General features: G+C 69.6%; 9 protein-coding genes. 4 read left to right on the plus strand and 5 right to left on the minus strand.

The features are described from left to right. Positions 1-15: 15 nt before the first annotated feature. On the plus strand, positions 16-1242 hold the full coding sequence (locus tag WMF14_RS30300) for a glycosyltransferase (RefSeq protein WP_272094383.1): 1227 nt from the start codon (positions 16-18) through the stop codon (positions 1240-1242). Between the two features lie 148 nt (positions 1243-1390). Here the strand turns inward: WMF14_RS30300 and WMF14_RS30305 are convergent, their stop codons facing one another. Together WMF14_RS30305 and WMF14_RS30310 are read right to left on the minus strand one after the other, a co-directional pair. Then, positions 1391-2521, minus strand: a complete 1131-nt coding sequence (locus WMF14_RS30305; RefSeq protein ID WP_437791740.1) for a protein kinase domain-containing protein — start codon at positions 2519-2521, stop codon at positions 1391-1393. Positions 2522-2963: 442 nt separating this feature from the next. After that, positions 2964-7829 (minus strand): hypothetical protein, encoded by a 4866-nt coding sequence (locus WMF14_RS30310; protein ID WP_437791743.1) that lies wholly within the window; start codon positions 7827-7829, stop codon positions 2964-2966. Positions 7830-8259: 430 nt separating this feature from the next. Between WMF14_RS30310 and WMF14_RS30315 the strand changes: the two genes are divergently transcribed. Further along, positions 8260-8397 (plus strand): hypothetical protein, encoded by a 138-nt coding sequence (locus WMF14_RS30315; RefSeq protein WP_437791745.1) that lies wholly within the window; start codon positions 8260-8262, stop codon positions 8395-8397. Between the two features lie 151 nt (positions 8398-8548). Beyond that, the gene (locus tag WMF14_RS30320) at positions 8549-9070 is read left to right on the plus strand and encodes a hypothetical protein (protein WP_437791748.1); all 522 of its coding nucleotides are present in this window, start codon (positions 8549-8551) and stop codon (positions 9068-9070) included. Positions 9071-9103: 33 nt separating this feature from the next. Here the strand turns inward: WMF14_RS30320 and WMF14_RS30325 are convergent, their stop codons facing one another. The 3 genes from WMF14_RS30325 to WMF14_RS30335 all read right to left on the minus strand — a co-directional run bounded on the left by WMF14_RS30325 (position 9104) and on the right by WMF14_RS30335 (position 14545). Then, on the minus strand, positions 9104-10666 hold the full coding sequence (locus tag WMF14_RS30325) for a hypothetical protein (RefSeq protein ID WP_437791750.1): 1563 nt from the start codon (positions 10664-10666) through the stop codon (positions 9104-9106). Positions 10667-11213: 547 nt separating this feature from the next. Next, positions 11214-12719 (minus strand): hypothetical protein, encoded by a 1506-nt coding sequence (locus tag WMF14_RS30330; RefSeq protein WP_437791751.1) that lies wholly within the window; start codon positions 12717-12719, stop codon positions 11214-11216. 422 nt (positions 12720-13141) lie between these two features. After that, a complete protein-coding gene (locus WMF14_RS30335; RefSeq protein WP_437791754.1) occupies positions 13142-14545 on the minus strand; it encodes a B12-binding domain-containing radical SAM protein in 1404 nt (467 codons plus the stop codon). Positions 14546-14589: 44 nt separating this feature from the next. On the opposite strand from WMF14_RS30335, the gene WMF14_RS30340 reads away from it, so the two are divergent. After that, complete coding sequence (locus WMF14_RS30340; protein WP_437791757.1) at positions 14590-16392, plus strand: monovalent cation:proton antiporter-2 (CPA2) family protein; 1803 nt, start codon at positions 14590-14592, stop codon at positions 16390-16392. Positions 16393-16406: the final 14 nt, after the last annotated feature.

The raw sequence follows: 16406 nt of genomic DNA on the forward strand, positions 1-16406 counted from the left end.
AGAATAGATTACGATATGAAGACCACCGAGCATGCGACGATGACCGGAGCACGCCGCCACGACCGTCTCGTGATTGCACACGTGCTGAACTCCTTCCAGGTGGGCGGCGCCGAGCAGGTCGTGGTGGATCTGGCCGGGCTGCAGCGCGCCGCCGGACATGAGGTGATGGTCGTGGGCATCGAGACGAACCCCGACGGGCCGCGCGCGGCGCAGCTCCGGGAGCGCGACGTCGCGGTGCACATGCTGCCGAAGCGCTCCGGCTTCGACCTCAAGCTCCCCGGGAAGCTCGCGGCGTTCTTCGCCAAGCACGGTGTCTCGATCGTGCACTCGCACAACCAGCTGCCGCTCATCTACGCCACGGCCGCGGGCCGGCTGCACCGTGTACCTGTGTGCCACACGCTGCACGGCGCCATGTTCGATCAGGGACGCAGGGCGTGGCTGCGGCACATGGCCGCCAGGCTCGCCGACGCGCACGTGGCCGTGTCGCAGTCCACGGCCGACTTCATGCTGAAGCACAAAGAGGTGCCGAGCTCGAAGCTCCATGTGGTCTTGAATGGAATCGACCTCTCCCGGTTCAGGCCGGACGCCGCGGCGCGGCACCGCATCCGAGCCGAGCTCGGGATCCCCCAGGACGCGTGGGTCGCCGGGGCGGTCGGGCGCCTGTCGCAGGTCAAGAACCACGCGCTCTTGCTCCGCGCGGCCGCCGCCGCGGGGATCCTGTCGGGCGACTCGGACGACGCGCGCCTCCTCCTGGTCGGAGACGGGCCCGAAGCCGCCGCGCTGCGCGCCCTCGCCGAAGAGCTGGGCATCAGCGACCGCGTGGTCTTCGCAGGCGAGCGGCACGACGTACCGGGGCTCCTCTCCGCCAGCGACGTCTTCGTCCTGTCGTCGAAGTCCGAGGGTCTGCCGCTCTCCATGGTGGAAGCCATGGCCACGGGGCTGCCGGTGATCTCGACCGCCGTGGGCGGCATCCCTGCCCTGATCGCCGACGGGGAGACGGGCTTCCTCGTGCCGTCGGACGACGAGGGCGCGCTCGCCGCCAAGCTCGCCGCGCTCAAGGGGGATCCCACGCAGTCCGCGGCGATGGGCAAGCGCGGGAGGAAGCTCGCGCTGCGGCGCTACTCCGCCGAACGCATGATGGCGAGCTACATGGATATCTACGAGACCCTCCTCGCCCGGCGCGAGTCGGAGCGGCGAGGCGTGCTGCGGCCTAGCGAGCTGCTCGCTGGCCTGAACGCATAACCCAGCGAGCGGCCCGCAGGCTCGCCCCCATCACCCAGCGAGCGGCTCGCAGGCTCGCCTCCACGATCCACACCCAGGCGAACCGCGAACGGCGCGGCAAGCGCGTCGCCAGGCTCCGGGGGCAGGCTGTCGCTGCCTCACGCTCGCTTCAAGGCGCGCGGGGGATCGTCGAGCGCGCACGCCGGCTCGTCGCGAGCGACGGCGGCGACGAGAGCGCCGCCGTCCGGGAAAGCCGCGCCTGGGGACGACCCGAGGGCGGCCGTTCGTCCAGCGCGCCGAGGTCGCGCGGGTCCGTCGCCGGCGCGAGCGTGCTCCGGGGCGGTGGCACCAGTGTGCTCCGGGGCGGCGGCACCAGTGTGCTCCGGGGTGGCGGCACCAGCGTGCTCCGGGGTGGCGCGAGCGCGAGCGCGGCGTGCGCCTCGCGCAAAGCTGCCAGCATCGACCGCGCATCCGGCCAGCGATCCGCCTGCGCGAACTCGAGCGCGCGGTCCACCACCCGCACCACGGCCGGAAACATCGACGGCGCGACCCGCGCGAGCGACGGAATCGGGCAGGTCATCCTCAGGAAGAAGAGCTCGTTGACGGTCGGCGCCTCCTGGACGTAGCGGTCCGTCAGCAGCGAGAACATCGTCGCCCCCAGCGCCCAGAGGTCCGTCCGCGCATCGACGAGATCCCAGCGCGCGCGGGCCTGCTCGGGCGGCATGTACGCCGGCGTGCCCATCGCACGGAGCCCCACGAGGGAGGTTTGCCCCGAGGGGGCCCGCAGGCGCGCGATGCCGAAGTCGAGGATCTTCACCCCGCGCTCTCGCGTGAGGAAGATGTTGTCAGGCTTCAGATCCCGGTGAACGACGCCCCTCGCGTGCGCCGCCGCGAGCACCTCCAGGATCTGCTCGCTCACGGAGAGGACCTCGGCCGGCGGGAGCGGGCCCCTCTGCGCCTTCCAGCGCTGGAGAAGGCTCTCTCCCTCGAGGAGCTCCATCACGAGGAACGGCGAGCCGTCCTCGGTCACGTCGTCCGCGATCACCGCCGCGACCCCCGGGTGATCGACCGTCTGCGCGATGGCCTTCTCTCGGAGAAACCGCGCGCGATCGCCCCGGTCCCTCGCCCTCTCGGGGTGCAGCAGCTTGATCGCGACCCGCTGGCCCTTCCGGTGCGTCGCGGCATACACGGCCGCCATCCCGCCGAGGCCGATCAGCGCATCCAGCCGCCATGCGCCGTTGAGCGACGTTCCCACCCGCGCCTGCGCTCTCTGGGCGTTCGTGACGTTCTCGAACTCCATCGCTGGTCCTCTCCGTACCTCGACCCAACGGCCCTCCCGGCGCAGGAGAGCCTCTCTGCTCTGCGTTTCCCGTGTCCCGGCGACGGCGCTACGGTCGAATCGGCGCTCCACGACGGAAGGCCGGGGTTGCAGCTCGTCGGCACCGCGACCCGCCCGGCCGTCCCGCGTCACCGACACGAGAGCCGCAGGGGGTGGGCGATATCCAACAACACGTCATTTCATGGAAAAGTTCAGCAAAACCCGAGCCACGCCGGCGCGCCTGGAGCGCCGCGGCGAACGCGCGACCGCGTGGGGCGAATCGCCCCATGCGGCAAGATGCCCCGACCATTGTGGCCTCGCCGGGGCCTCCGGCTCGTCATCGTGAGGCTGCCAAGGATGTGCTCGGATGTGCTCGGAGCCGTGGGGCGCAATCGGACAGGATCGGATGTGCTCGGGCGTGGGCTCAGTGGAGGCCCTTCATCGTCGGATCCCCCAGCTTGAACGCCGCCAGCGCTTGCCGGATGAAGGCGGGCACCGAGAGGTAGCTCTCGAGCGCGCCGCAAGCGCGGTTCGAGGAGCACGTGCACTTGTAGAAATCGCTGAAGTCGTCGTCGTCCGCGTCGGCGTCCGCCTTGCAGCCGTCCACGCCTTCCCGCAGGACCTCGCCGTCGTCCGCGATGGCGGCGATCGTCGGATCCCACCGCACGATCGGCTGACCGGTCTCCGGGTTCGGCTTCACCTTGTACCAGTCCGCCTTGCCGTCGCCGTCGAGGTCGGGTCCAGGCTCCGTGACATACGCCTTTGCCAGGAGCTCATTCCCGTACTCCAGGACGCGCGCGCCGATGCCCTTCTGCACGACCTTGCCAAAGACGGTCTCGGTCCCGTAGGCCTTCGCCACGAACACCTTCCCGGACGGATGGTGGAGCTCGATCCGGTCCGGGAAGGCAGGATCGGTGTCTGCCCCGGCCTCCCAGACGTGCATCATGTCCAGCCACTTCTGCTTCTGGTTCTCCGGCAGATAGAGGAGGGTCCACGCGATGAGGAACTTCTGCTGTTCCCAGCCGATCTGCGGGTCGAGGATGGCGACCTTGGCCGGGGCCCGCGGGTTCCACGGCGCGCTGTCGGGCGCGCCGTAGGAGCTGCAGACGATGCTCCCGGCCCCGGGGAAGCAGCTCTCCGGCCCGCTCTCGGCCCACCACGAGGTCCAGCCGAGCGCGCCGGCGGGGTACCCGCTCGAGTCCCGGACCGGCCGCCCGCGCTGGTCGGCCTCGACGCGCACGCCCTTCAAGGCGTCGTCGCCCGTCAGGTTGTTGGCGAGCCAGCGGCGGTACCCTTCCGGGAAGACGTCGGCGAGCGAGACCGCGCGGTAGCGCGCGTCGAGGAAGTCGTGCCGCGAGTCGCTGATGAAGTTGTCGACCGACTCGGTCATCAGCATCGACACCCACGCCTTGTCGTAATAGGCCCCGGCGTTCATCGTGTACGACGAGTCGTACTCGCCCTTGTCCTCCGCGAGCGCGTTCTCGAGCGGCTTGCCCCCGATGGCGATGTCGCCGAAATAGCCCGTCGCGCCGTTCGGCACGACCACCAGCGGCTCCCCGGGATCGCCGAAGACATCGCTCGATGACCGGAGGACTGTATCCCCGTCCGGCAGGAAGTGCTCACCCGGCTGCGGGCGCGCCATCTGGAGCGAGAAGTGATCGAACGCGATCCCGGCCGCGAGGGTGTTCTCCTTGAAGAGGCTGTTCGCGGCCTGGACCCAGAACGTGTCGAAATCGTAGCCGCGGCCCAGCGCGAACTCGCGGTAGATGTTCATGATGAGCCCGAGGCCCTTCGCGCCGTCGCGCATCTTCGCGTTGTACCGGTTCAGGGTCCGCTCCGACGCCGCGCGCACGCTGAACGCCTGCCGGCCGCGGCGGTAGTTGTCGAAGATGTGGTTCACCTCCTGCTGCGTGACGAAGAAATTGAAGAGCTCGTAGGCGTCCGCGCCGTTGTCGTGCCGGTACACGCTCAGGTTGCCGAGGTCGGCCCACCGGTCGCTCGCGAAGCCGTAGGGCAGGCGGGTCCGCCCCGCCGGGTCCACCGAGGGCCCCTTCACGTCCTTCGGCGTCGCCAGCGCGCGCCAGGTGACATAATCGACCTTCTGCTGCCGGCACCGCGTGTACTTGCCGCCGATCGACACGATCTGGCCGTCGAGCAAGGGGTGCCAGGCGCCGTTCCGCTCCTCGTCCCAGTCCGAGGGCACGTACGCGCTCGGGTCGACCTCGACGCAGCTGCGCGGCTTGATCAGCTCGTACTTGCTCTGCAGCTCGGAGTAATGGATGTCCTCGTCGTCGTACTCGGGCTGGATGCCGAGGATGCCGCCGAAATCGTCGATCTTCGCGAGCATGCCCTTGCCGCGCGGGGTGGTCGCCTTGTAGCTCGGGTCGGCGTGCACGGCGACGGCATCGCCGTAGAACATGCGGGCCGCGGCGAAATCGTACGCGCCGAGCCCGATGAGGTCCTGCGTGGGCTCGCCGGCGTAGTCCATCGTCGACGACTGCATGAACATCCAGATCAGGTTCTTCTGCTCGTTCTCGGTGACGGGGTCGTAGTACCTCGGCCCGACGCAGGCCTCGCCGTCCTCCGAGAGCGTCTCGCACCGCGTCTTCACCCGTCCATCGTTCGTGCGAAGCTGCCAGTACTGCGGCCGGTAGCCCCAGGCGTCGGAAGAGCTCACGAAATTGTGCCGCAGCCCGACGGAGTGGCCCATCTCGTGGAGGATCACCGAGGTGTGCGCCCGCTGCGCGAGGTAGCGCCGCATGGCCTCGGCGCGCCGCGCCTTCCGCGCGTCGTCCCCCTCGCCGAAGCGCCCGAGCTTGCTCGCGAATTTCTCCTCGAGGAGGTCCGCCAGGTTGGCGGTCGCGAGCGGCGCCGGCGCCTCGTGCATCACGCACGCGCCGCGCTCGGCGAGCGCGAGCTCCTTCAGGTTCCCGAGCTCGCGCCGCACGCTCGGGTTCGCCCCTCGGAGCGGCGAGGCGAAGCGCATCACCTCGTCCGTGAGCGGCAGCCCCTCGACGCCGGTGAGCTCCTGGATCGCCTTCGTCGTGAGCTCGGCCTCGAGCTCGGTGCCCACGGCGGCCCTGCGGCGCGCCTCGTAGACCCCGCGCATGCTGTCGGGCGCCGTGGCGTCGGCCGCGATGCCGCGCACCTCCTTCGAGAGCCGCCGGAGGCTCTCGCGCAGCGCCGGGTTCTGCGGCATCTGGCCGGCGCCCTCGGAGACGGCCGCCTCGTCCACCCCGGCGGACCGGGCGATCCGCCGCGCCAGCTCCTCCCGCGTGAGCCGCGGCAGCGCGCCGCTGCGCGACGCGCCCTCGCTCGCCTGCGCCCAGTCCCGGACGTAGCCGCCGTCCGTCACGTCTTCGGTCTTGAGCTCTCCCTTGATGTAGCGGGCCGTGTCCACGACGCCCTGGCTCCAGATGTCGCTGACGTGCGTCCAGACATTGATGCTCGCCGCGACCTTCTCGCCGGTGAGCGGGTCTTCCGAGTCGCTGTAGATGCCCCAGGCGGAGGGCGATTGCGGCGCCTCGAAGTTGTTGATCTGGTGGTAGCGCAGGTCGCCGATCCGCGCGTTCAGCGCGTCGCCGCACGACTTCATCAGCTCGGGATCCCGCCCTGTCTCCTTGCGGCGCTCGTCGCTGCACATCCTGGCGGTCACGCCCGCCGGCAGCCGCGGACCGCCGCACGCCTCGGGGTCGGCCGCCTCGACGGGGCTGTGACAGAGCACGATCATCTCGGGCATCTTCGCGAGCGCGATGACGCCCCTCGAGTACCCGCGCCGCGCGCCGATCTCGTCGGCGAGCGCCTCGCAGCGCTGCCCCTCGGGCGCCGCGCCGCGCCGGCACGCGTCGACCTCGCGCGCGAGCGCGACGGCGTCGGCGTCATCGTCCATCTGCCCGTCGTAGATCGGGAACGCCTCGCCGCAGCGCGCCGCGTCCCCTTGCGTCCGGACGCACTCGGCGTACTTGGCGGTGACGACGGCGCTGCGCAGGGCGACGTCCCACTCGTGGGCTGCCATGTCCGTGGCGGCGAAATAGTCGGGGTTGCTGTCCGAGGTCACGTACCACGCCTGCGGCACGGCCTCGCGCCGCTGGTACGGCAGGGTGCACCGTTGCTTGAAGGTATCGCACCGCGAGCCGGGCCCCACCGCCTCCATCCCTCCATCCCGGGCCATCGAGGCCCCGGTGACGGCCTCGCACTCGTCCTCGGTCCCGTTCCGGTCCTGGTCGCGGTGCGGATCTGCGCCGGCGGGGGTGGTCTCGGGCGTGAAGCACGGGATCTCGCCCGTCATGCTCTCCGGATCGTCGTAGTAGTGGCTGCGTTCCCAGATGTTGTAACGGGAGATCATGCGGTGCCACTTGGCGTCGCTCATGCCGTAGTTGCGGGCGTAGCCGAAGCGCTCCCGCACGAAGGCGCCGAACGCTCGGAACCGGTAGCCGTCCCACTCGGCCGGCTCGTAGTCCCGATCGACGACGCGCCGGAACGACTGCCGGAGGGTGATCTCGACCGGGTTGCACGAGCCGACCGGCGCGGTGCCGCCCGCGAAGTCCGTGTCGAGCATGCAGGCCGGGAAGCTGTCGATGCCCCACCCGAGGTGGCTGAGATCGACGAGCTGGGGCACCGCGAAGGCCTTGTTGGTGACGTCGAAATACCCCTCCTCGGGGTCGAAATGGGGCGCGTCGGGGTGGCTCGGGTCGCTGACGTAGTAGGAGAGCGGCTCGTACTGCACGCCGCCGTAGACGCCGATGAGCGACAGCGTGTCGAAGTCGTAGGAGTCGACGTTCAGGTTCTTCGACCAATCGACCCGCATGTACTCGCGCTCATACCATGGACGGTCGGTCGTATTTTCGACGACGACGTTGCTCTCTTCCCCCGTCGCCCGGTTGTAGTCGCGCTGGATGTCGAAGTGCGAGAGGATCTTGTAGGCGACGACCACGACGCCATCGTCCGTGGCGGCGCCGGCGCCCTTGCCGTCGCTGTCTTTCACGCGCTCGTAGGTGAGGCGCCCCAGCAGGAGGTCTTCCTGGATGATCCACTTGATGCGCGCGACTTCGGCCTGAGCGTACGAGGAGGAGAAGAGCCCGTCCTGCGAGGCGCCGTAGCCCACGTCGACCACCGTGGTCCGCGCCCAGAACTCTGGATCGTCCTCCTTGCTCTGCAGATCCGCGCCGACGAAGAACGATTTCGCCAGCGCGTTCGCCTGAACCTGGCGGATGGCCGGCCGCTCCTCGGCGCAGCCCGCGATCGAGCACACCGCTGCCGCGAGCAATGCCTGTCTCACAATCCAACTCATCGCAGAGTCCTCCTCTGGCAGCTCGGTCCCGAGCGCGCATGCCCCCATGAGAACCTCGGCGTCAGTCGCCGCGACGACCGCCCCGGTCGCGCGAGGGGCGTGCCTGCTCGCCCTCGCCGGCACAGCGGCATACCACGTACCACGCGCGCAACACCCTCGCCATTCCTGGCCAATCCACGGGCATTCAATGCCTTTTCCGCCTCGCGTCCCTCTCACCGCGCGGCCGCGCTGCGCCGCCGGGCGTTAGGCGATTGACAGCCGCTGCCCCCTTTGTCGCGCGCCTCTCCGTGCGTGGACGGAAATAGCCTGTTCTAATCGGCGAGCGGCTCGGCTGCTCCAGTCGTTCGCGGGAGGCCCCCGGGGCATCGGCGTTAACCAAGATCGTTCGGTCACGTTCAGGGCACGAAACCCGCCCCCATCCGTCATTAACGTGAACGTTTACGTAAACGTTCACGTGGTCGTGGTCGTGGTCGTGGACGTTTACGTGGTCGTGGTCGTGAACGTTTACGTGGTCGTGGTCGTTCACGGCCTGCCGTTGACGACCACGACCACGACCACGACCACGTAAACGACCACGTAAACGTTCGGATGTAGGAGAACGCGGTGCGAAGCTTGGTCCTCGCCTGAGGCCCCCGGCGGCTCGGCACGACCTTCGCCTCCCCTCGCCTCGCCCCCAAGGCTGCGGTATTCGACCACCTCACCCGATCGGGAGGACCGCAGTGCCTGACGGAGACGTCCTGCTCTCGAACACCGACGGCACCATCCTGGCGCAAGGCCCCGCCGTGCTCGTCTGCGAGTGCCGTGGCGACGGCCTGGACCTCGCCGTCCATCGCGTCGCCACGTTCGCGCTCGTCGCCTCGCTCGTCGTGGCGGGCATCGTGACGGCGCGCGCGGCCCCCTTTCCCATCCTCTTCATCGCGGGGACCTGGACCGCCGGAGCCACCGCCGCGCTGCTCGCCGTCCGCCGGCGCCGCCGGCTCCACGGGCTGTTCCGCCTCGACTTCGAGCGGCACGAGCTCATCCAGGACGGCCGTGGCTTCCGGCGGACCCTGCCGATCCAGGCGATCGTCGGCGTCTCGACCCCGCCCGCCTCGGACACGGACGTCGACGAGCCGGGCCTCGCGCCGCGCTGGCTGCTCCTCCACCTGTCGACAGGGGAGCAGCTGCGCCTGGGCAGGGCGCCCGCCTACGCGCTCGGACCGGCGCTCGCCTTCCTCAGGCGGGCCGGCGTCGAGGCGTGAGGGGCGCGCCCGCCGCCGGCCGGCGCCGCGCCGTCAGGGCCTCGGCAGGCTGGGGTAGGCCGGACCGAAGTCGTTGCGCATGTCGCGGACCGTCGAGAGGAACGGCGTCTTCACGGCCTCGTCCCGGTAGATCGGCCTGACGACGCACGTGTCGTCTCCGCACTCCCCTGCTTCGGGGAAGATCACGTCGGCGACGAGCCAGAACCTGTCGCCAGAGTCCTCCGGAACGAAGGCGACGGGCACCTCGGGATCGTAGAAGCCGGTGGGCCCGAGGTCGGCCCCGAGCTCGCCGTTGCAGTAGATCTTGACCCGCGGGTGCACGTCGAACGACACGCTGCCGCCGAAGTAGTGCACGGCGATGCGCATCCAGCTGGCCTTGGGCGGGAAATCGACGTTGATGTTCTCGGGCGCGCAGAAGGTCGGGTCGTCCGGATCCGTGGTGCGGTGGGCGCAGGAGATGTTGTCGAGATCGAGCCGCGGGCTGTGGCACCCCCTGCCGTGTTCGCGCCATTCCTCCCCCACCCCGCGAGGCGCGTAGAAGCAGCTGTTGTTGGTCTCCTCCGGATCCAGGTACCAGTTCACCGGCTCGGGGGGCGTCGCCGCGTCGCTGAACCACGTGATGGCCGAGCCGCCCGAGAGGCTGTCGAGCGTGCAGTTCCCGTAGCCGCACGCGGCGCTGGAGCCGCCGACCGTCCAGGGCTGCATGTTGCTCGGCTTGTGGAGGTAGAGATCCATATCGACGCTGGCCGGCTCGTGCTCCCACTCGAGCTCGACGCGGAGGCCGCGGGCGCCGACGAACAGCGGGTAAACGCAGGTCGCGGCCTCGCCGCTCGCCAGGCTCTTCGTGTACGTGACCGTGTACTCGCCCGACTGGAGCGGCTTGAAGTCGTCCGCCGGCCCCTGCCCCCCCACCGAGGGGCACGGGTTCACGCCCGGCGGGCACGTCACCGTCCACACCTCGGAGCCCGGCTGCGCGTCCTCGCTGAACGTGCCGGTGCCCTCCTTCAGATCGACGGTGGTGAACGGCGCCGCCTGGAGCGGGTGGCAGCCCGCCACGTCGTTCCGGTGGCAGTCCTGGTCCGCGTGCACGCCGCCGACGCACGGGCCCCACGTGCCCGTCTCGTCGCAGATCTGGGTCCCGGGGAAGCACCCCGGGCTGCGCCGGTACGATGGATCGCCCCGGAAGCAGGAGTGCGCCTGCCCGGCGATGCACCCGCAGCTCTCGTCGATCATCCCGTTGCAGTCGTCGTCCAGCCCGGCGTGATCCACGCCGAGCTCATCCACGCCGCACAGCTCCGTCGGACCGCAGGCGCTCCCGCACGGGTTGACCGTCACCGGCAAGCCCTCGTGCGTCCCTTCATCGATATCGCCGAGGAAGCCGCCGTAACCTTCCGGGTCGCCGGGCTGGGCGGTCGCCACGCCGGCGCCGCCCGCCCCGCCGGCGCTGCCGGCCTCGTCGGCGCGCGAGCCGCCGCCCGTCGTCGGATCGAACGTGAGCCGCTTTCCCTCGGCGCTGCAGCCGGCCGCGGAACCGGCGCCCGACGCCGCGATCGCGATCGCGACGGGGAGCACGGAGGAGACACGAAGACGAGACATGATACCTCCACTTGGAGACCTAGACGCGGTGTCGCCGCGGCCTGCGCCCGCTCCGCGCGACGGCGAAGCGCGCCGTGCACCAGGCACTACGGCGTGAAGCAAAGCGGATACCGGTGTCCCCAGCGCGCGCGGACGCGCGGCTCGGGACGCCAGATCACGAAGCCCCGACCCTCATCGAGTAACAAGAACCACTGTCATGCAGACTCAGCAGGGTGAGTCGCAGGAGGAGGACTCCCTAGCACGGACTCCGTCCGGCGATGGACACAATGAGCCGCCTTCAGCCGGCGAGAGGCGCCCTCGCCAGAGACAGAGTCAGGCGAATCACCAGCTCAGCCAAGGAGCCAGACAAATCATCCTCAGACAGATCGCCACGGAGCTTGCCTTGCTGGCCGGTGTGGCGTTGCGCCTCACCGCTCCTCTGCGTGGGGCAAGGCGGCGCCGGCAGAGCTCGCGCGCTCGCGACGGCGCGCTCGTGCGCGCTGACGTCGCGAGGCCTGGCCGGTGAGCTGGATGGGATACGGTTCAGGGCGCGCGGCGCGCGCTCTCTTCAGGGCAGCGTGGGGTAGGCGGGACCGAAGCTCGCCTCGACGTCGTTCCGCGTGGTGAGCAGCGGCGTCATCGCGCTGGCGTTCTCATAGAGTGGCTGCACGATGCAGGCCGCCTGGCCGCACTCGTCCGGCTCGGGGAAGAGCACGTCGGCGACGAGCCAGAACCTCTTGTGTCCGTCCGTGGGCTTGAACGCGACGGGCCGCTCCGGGCTGTAGAACCCCGTGTGCCCCAGATCGGCCCCGAGCGCGCTGTCGCAGAAGATCTTGACCCGGGGGTGGATATCGTGCTTCGCGCTGCCCTGACCATAGTAATACACGCCGATGCGCATCCACTGTCCCTTCGGCGGATAGTCGAGGTTGATGTTCTCCGGCGCGCAGAAGTCTACGTCGTTGGGGTCCGTCGCGGTGGGGTCGCATTTCCAGTTGTCGAGGTCGAGCCGCGGGTTGTGGCAGCCAAGACCGTTGGCCTCCCATTGTCTCCCCACGCCCCGAGGGGCGTTGAAGCAGCCATTGTTGCCCGGCACCGGGTCGAGGTACCAGTTCACGGGATCCGGGAGCCTCGCGCTGTTCAAGAACCAGCGGATATCCGAGCCCTTTGACGAGAAGTGGTCGATGGTGCAGTTGTAAAAGCCGCAGTCCACCGACGAGCCCGACATGCTCCAGGGTTGCGTGTTGTTCGGCTTGTGGAGGTGTAGATCGAGATCGATGTCGCCGACGTCGTGCTCCCACTCGAGCTCGACGCGCAGGCCGCCCGCGCTGACGAAGAGCGGGTACTGGCAGCTCTGGGTAGCGCCGCTCGCGACGCGCTTCGTGTACGTGACAGTGTACTCGCCCGACTGCAGAGGCTTGAAATCGTCCGCCGGATCGGTGCCGGCCACTCCGGGGCACGGGTCGACGCCGTCGGGGCAATCCACCGTCCACAGCTCGGATCCCGCGACCGCATCCGCGCCGAACGCGCCGGTGCCCGCCTTGAGGTTCACATCGGCGAAGGGCGACGCCTGCATCGGGCGGCACGGAGCGCCGCTATCCATATGACAGTTCTCGTCGGCGTGCACGCCGCCGACGCACGGGCCCCAGGTGCCGGTCTCGTCGCAGATCTGGGTGCCAGGAAAGCACCCCTCGCTGTTCCGGAACGACGGATCGCCGCGGAAGCAGGAGTGCGCCTGACCGGGGATACAGGCGCACGTCTCGTCGATGGAACCATCGCAGTCGTCGTCCAGGCCGAGGGTCGCGCCGGTACATAGCTCCCTGTCGCCGCACGCGCTCCCACAAGAGTTCACCACCACATCGCCCTGCGGCTCGCGCCCTCCATCGATGTCGAGGAGCCCACCCAGCCCGTCGACTCCGCCGGTCGTGCCGCCCCCTCCCACCCCTGTATCGTGAGCTCCGCTCGAGTCGAGCTGGTTGGACGGACCCGTCGCGCTACAGCTGGCCGCGAAGCCAGCGCTGGACACGGCAGCGCCAACCACGATGAGGAGCGAGAAGGAGAACCGACGTCGACCCATGACACCTCCGCTTGAGGGATGCTCGATGCCGCGACAAAGCGGGCTCACACCCCGCTCGATACCCCGGCATTCCAGGAGCTCACGCGAGTGTAGCAAAATCAGCAAGCGACAATCGCACTGCAAGCGCGACAGAAGAACGTCGCTCGCTCACCGTATGCTGCTGTCAATCCAGGAGCGGTCGATTGCCCACATCCACCGATGCGCTGCGGGCGCTCCGCGCGCCGCGGAGCGCTCGGCCTGCGCGGGCGCAAGAGCGGCCTAGACGCGGCGTCCTGCGGCGCCCCATAACGCCGCGCCAGGGCGCCGCCTCATTGCCGGCGAGCGGAGCGCGGCGCCATTGCGCCGTGGCGTACCATTGCGCCGCAGCGTGCAGGACGGCGCCCACGCACGCACAGGGCGCGAAGCTGGCGCCAGGGGATCGCCTATCCGATGATCGGGAGCTGCCGAGCGCCCTTGGCCTTCGCGGGCTGCGGCTCCGGCTGCGGCTGCGCCACGGACGAAGCGGCCGTCTCCTCGATGTGCACGCCGGAGCGGAAGCGCTGCTCGCCGCCCGCGATCTTGCGGTGCGCCAGCGTGTGCTGCATGAAATTCAGCGGGAAGAAGCCCGCCAGCTGGATCCAGCTCGACTGCCGCGTGAGGGTGAACCTGCGCCATATCGAGGACGGCGAGTAGAATTTCGTCCACGCGGACACCCACCCCTCCCGGAGCCGCTCCCGCGACATCTGCTTGGGAACGAAATAGGGTGAGCCGGCGTCGTGGTCGCGGCGCAGCCACCAGCGCTCGTCCGTGAGGCGCCCCTCCGCCTTGAGGCGGCGGTACAGCTGCGTCGCGGGGTACGGGGTGAGGATGGCATACAGCGCCATCGTCAGCTTCATGTCGATGCCGAACTCCACGGTGCGATCGAACACCTCGGGATCGTCCGTATCGAAGCCGAAGACGAAGCTCCCCCAGACGGAGATGCCGTGATCGTGGAGCATCGCCATCGTGTCCTTGTACTGGGAGGGCCGGTTCTGCCGCTTTCCGGTGAACTTCACCGTCTCCTCGTCGATGCTCTCGAAGCCGATGAAGAGCGCCTTGCACCCGCTCTCGGCCATGAGCTTCACGTTCTCGAGGCGCTTGACCGCGGCGAGCGAGCACTGCCCTATCCAGTGCTTCTTCAGCGGGACCATCCGGGTGAAGAGCTCTTTCGAGTAAGCCCGGTGGATCATCACGTTGTCGTCCGCGAACATGATGAGCTTGCCGAGCGACCGGAGCTCGCTCAGCACCTCGTCGGTCGGGCGGAACCGCATCGTGGTGCCGTTCGCCGTCGACACGCTGCAGAACTCGCACGGATACGGGCAGCCGCGCATCGTCTGCACGACCTGGAACGGGATGTACTTCTTGGAGGTGAACAGGTCGCGCCGCGGCGGGGGCCTGCCCGCGAGGCTCGGCAGCTCCGGGCGGTAGATCGGCTTGAGCTCGCCGCGCTTCACGTCCGCGAGCAGGGCGGGCCAGGCGTCCTCCGCCTCGCCGACCACGACGGCATCCGCGTGCTGCAGGGCCTCGTCGGGGCAGGCCGTCGGGTGGATGCCGCCGAGCACCACCTTCACGCCGCGCCTGCGGTAAGCGGCGGCGATATCGTAGCTGCGGCGGGCGGTCTTGCTGTCGACGCTGATCCCGACGAGGTCGACGTCCTTGACGTCGCGCTGGAGATCGAAGGGCTGTACGACGTCATCGGTGTAGATGATCTCATCCTCGGGGGGCGTGAGCGCCGCGAGGGTGCCGAGCCCCACCCGGGGCAGGTACGCGGAATCTTCGCTTGCCGTGGCGATGAGCTCGATCTGCATGGCCGATCGTGCTTATCACGGAGCCCCAAGGAGACCCACGACGAATGAGCTTGCTCTCTGACGCCGCAGTCTTTCTCGGCGCGGCCGTGGTCGCCGTGCCGCTGTTCAAGCGGATCGGCCTCGGCGCGGTGCTCGGCTACCTCGTCGCGGGCGCGCTGCTCGGCCCGTGGGGGCTGCGGATCATCACCAACGTCGAAGACATCCTCCACTTCTCGGAGCTCGGCGTGGTGCTGCTGCTCTTCCTCATCGGCCTCGAGCTCCAGCCGTCGCGGCTCTGGGTGCTCCGCCGCGCCGTGTTCGGCCTCGGCGGCGCGCAGGTCGCCGTCACGGGCGCGCTCATCGCGCTGATCGGCGCCGCGCTCGGCCTGCGCGCCGACACCGCGGCCATCGCGGGCGTCGGGCTCTCGCTCTCGTCGACGGCGTTCGTCCTGCAGATCCTGGCCGAGAAGGGCCAGATGCAGTCGCAGCACGGCCGCTCCGCGTTCGGCATCCTGCTCTTCCAGGACCTCGCCGTGATCCCGCTGCTCGCGGTGCTCCCCCTGCTCAGCCACGCGGGCGGGGCCCCCGCCGAGGGGAGCGCCGTCGCCTCGTCGCTCAAGGCGGTGGCCGTGCTGCTCGCGGTCGTCGCCGGCGGCCGCTACCTCGTGCGCCCCGTCTTCCGGGCCATCGCCGCCACCCACGCCCACGAGATCTTCACCGCGGCGGCCCTGCTCGTCGTGCTCGGCACGGCGCTCCTCATGGTGCAGGTGGGCCTGTCCATGTCGCTCGGCGCCTTCATGGCGGGCGTGCTGCTCGCCGACTCGGAGTACCGCCACGAGCTCGAGGCGGACATCGAGCCGTTCAAGGGCCTGCTCATGGGGCTCTTCTTCATCGCCGTCGGCATGTCGGCGAACATCGGCCTCGTCGTCGCGCGGCCGCTGCTCGTCCTCGGGCTCGTCCTCGGCGTGATGGCGCTCAAGGCCGCCGTCCTGTTCGTCCTGGGCAGGGCGACCGGCCACGCGCGGGGCTCCGCGCGCGACCTCGCGCTCGCGCTGCCGCAGGGGGGCGAGTTCGCCTTCGTCCTCTTCGGGATGGCCGCGGGACAGGGCATCATGGACAGGCTCCTCACCGACCTCCTGGTCGTCGTGGTCACCCTGTCGATGGCGCTCACGCCGCTCGTCATCGCGCTCGGCGACGCGATCGTGAAGCGATGGCGGCGGGGCGCGCCAGAGCGCGAGTTCGACGCGATCGACGACAACGACCCCAGGGTCATCATCGCCGGATACGGCCGCTTCGGGCAGATCGTCTCTCGCGTCCTCCGCACGAGGAAGATCCCCTTCACCGCGCTCGACGCGAGCGCGACGCAGGTCGACTTCGTCCGCAGGTACGGCAACAAGATCTACTACGGGGACGCCTCCCGGCTCGACCTGCTCCGCGCGGCGCGCGCCGACAAGGCGAAGATCTTCGTGCTGGCGATCGACGATGTCGCGTCGTCGGTGAAGACGGCGGAGGTGGTGAAGCAGCACTTCCCGGACATCCGGATCTACGCGCGCGCCAGGAACCGCCAGCACGCGTATCAGCTCATGGATATCGGCGTGACGGTGCTGGAGCGGGAGACGTTCCTGTCGTCGCTCGAGGTGGCGGGGCGCGTGCTCGAGGGCCTCGGGATGCGGGAGCGGGACGCCCGCGCGACCATCGAGCGGTTCAGGGCCCACGACGAGAAGGTGCTGCTCCGCGGGCACGCTGTGCACAACGACGAGGTCAAGCTCATCGAGGCGGCGAAGCAGGCGGCGCAGGAGCTCGAAGGGCTGTTCGAGTCCGACGAGATCGCGCCGTCCGGCAGGGACGACAAGGCCGCGGCGGTGTGACGCGAGGCGAGCGA

It is taken from the genome of Sorangium sp. So ce693 (assembly GCF_051521375.1).
Taxonomy (GTDB): Bacteria; Myxococcota_A; Polyangia; order Polyangiales; family Polyangiaceae; genus Sorangium; species Sorangium atrum.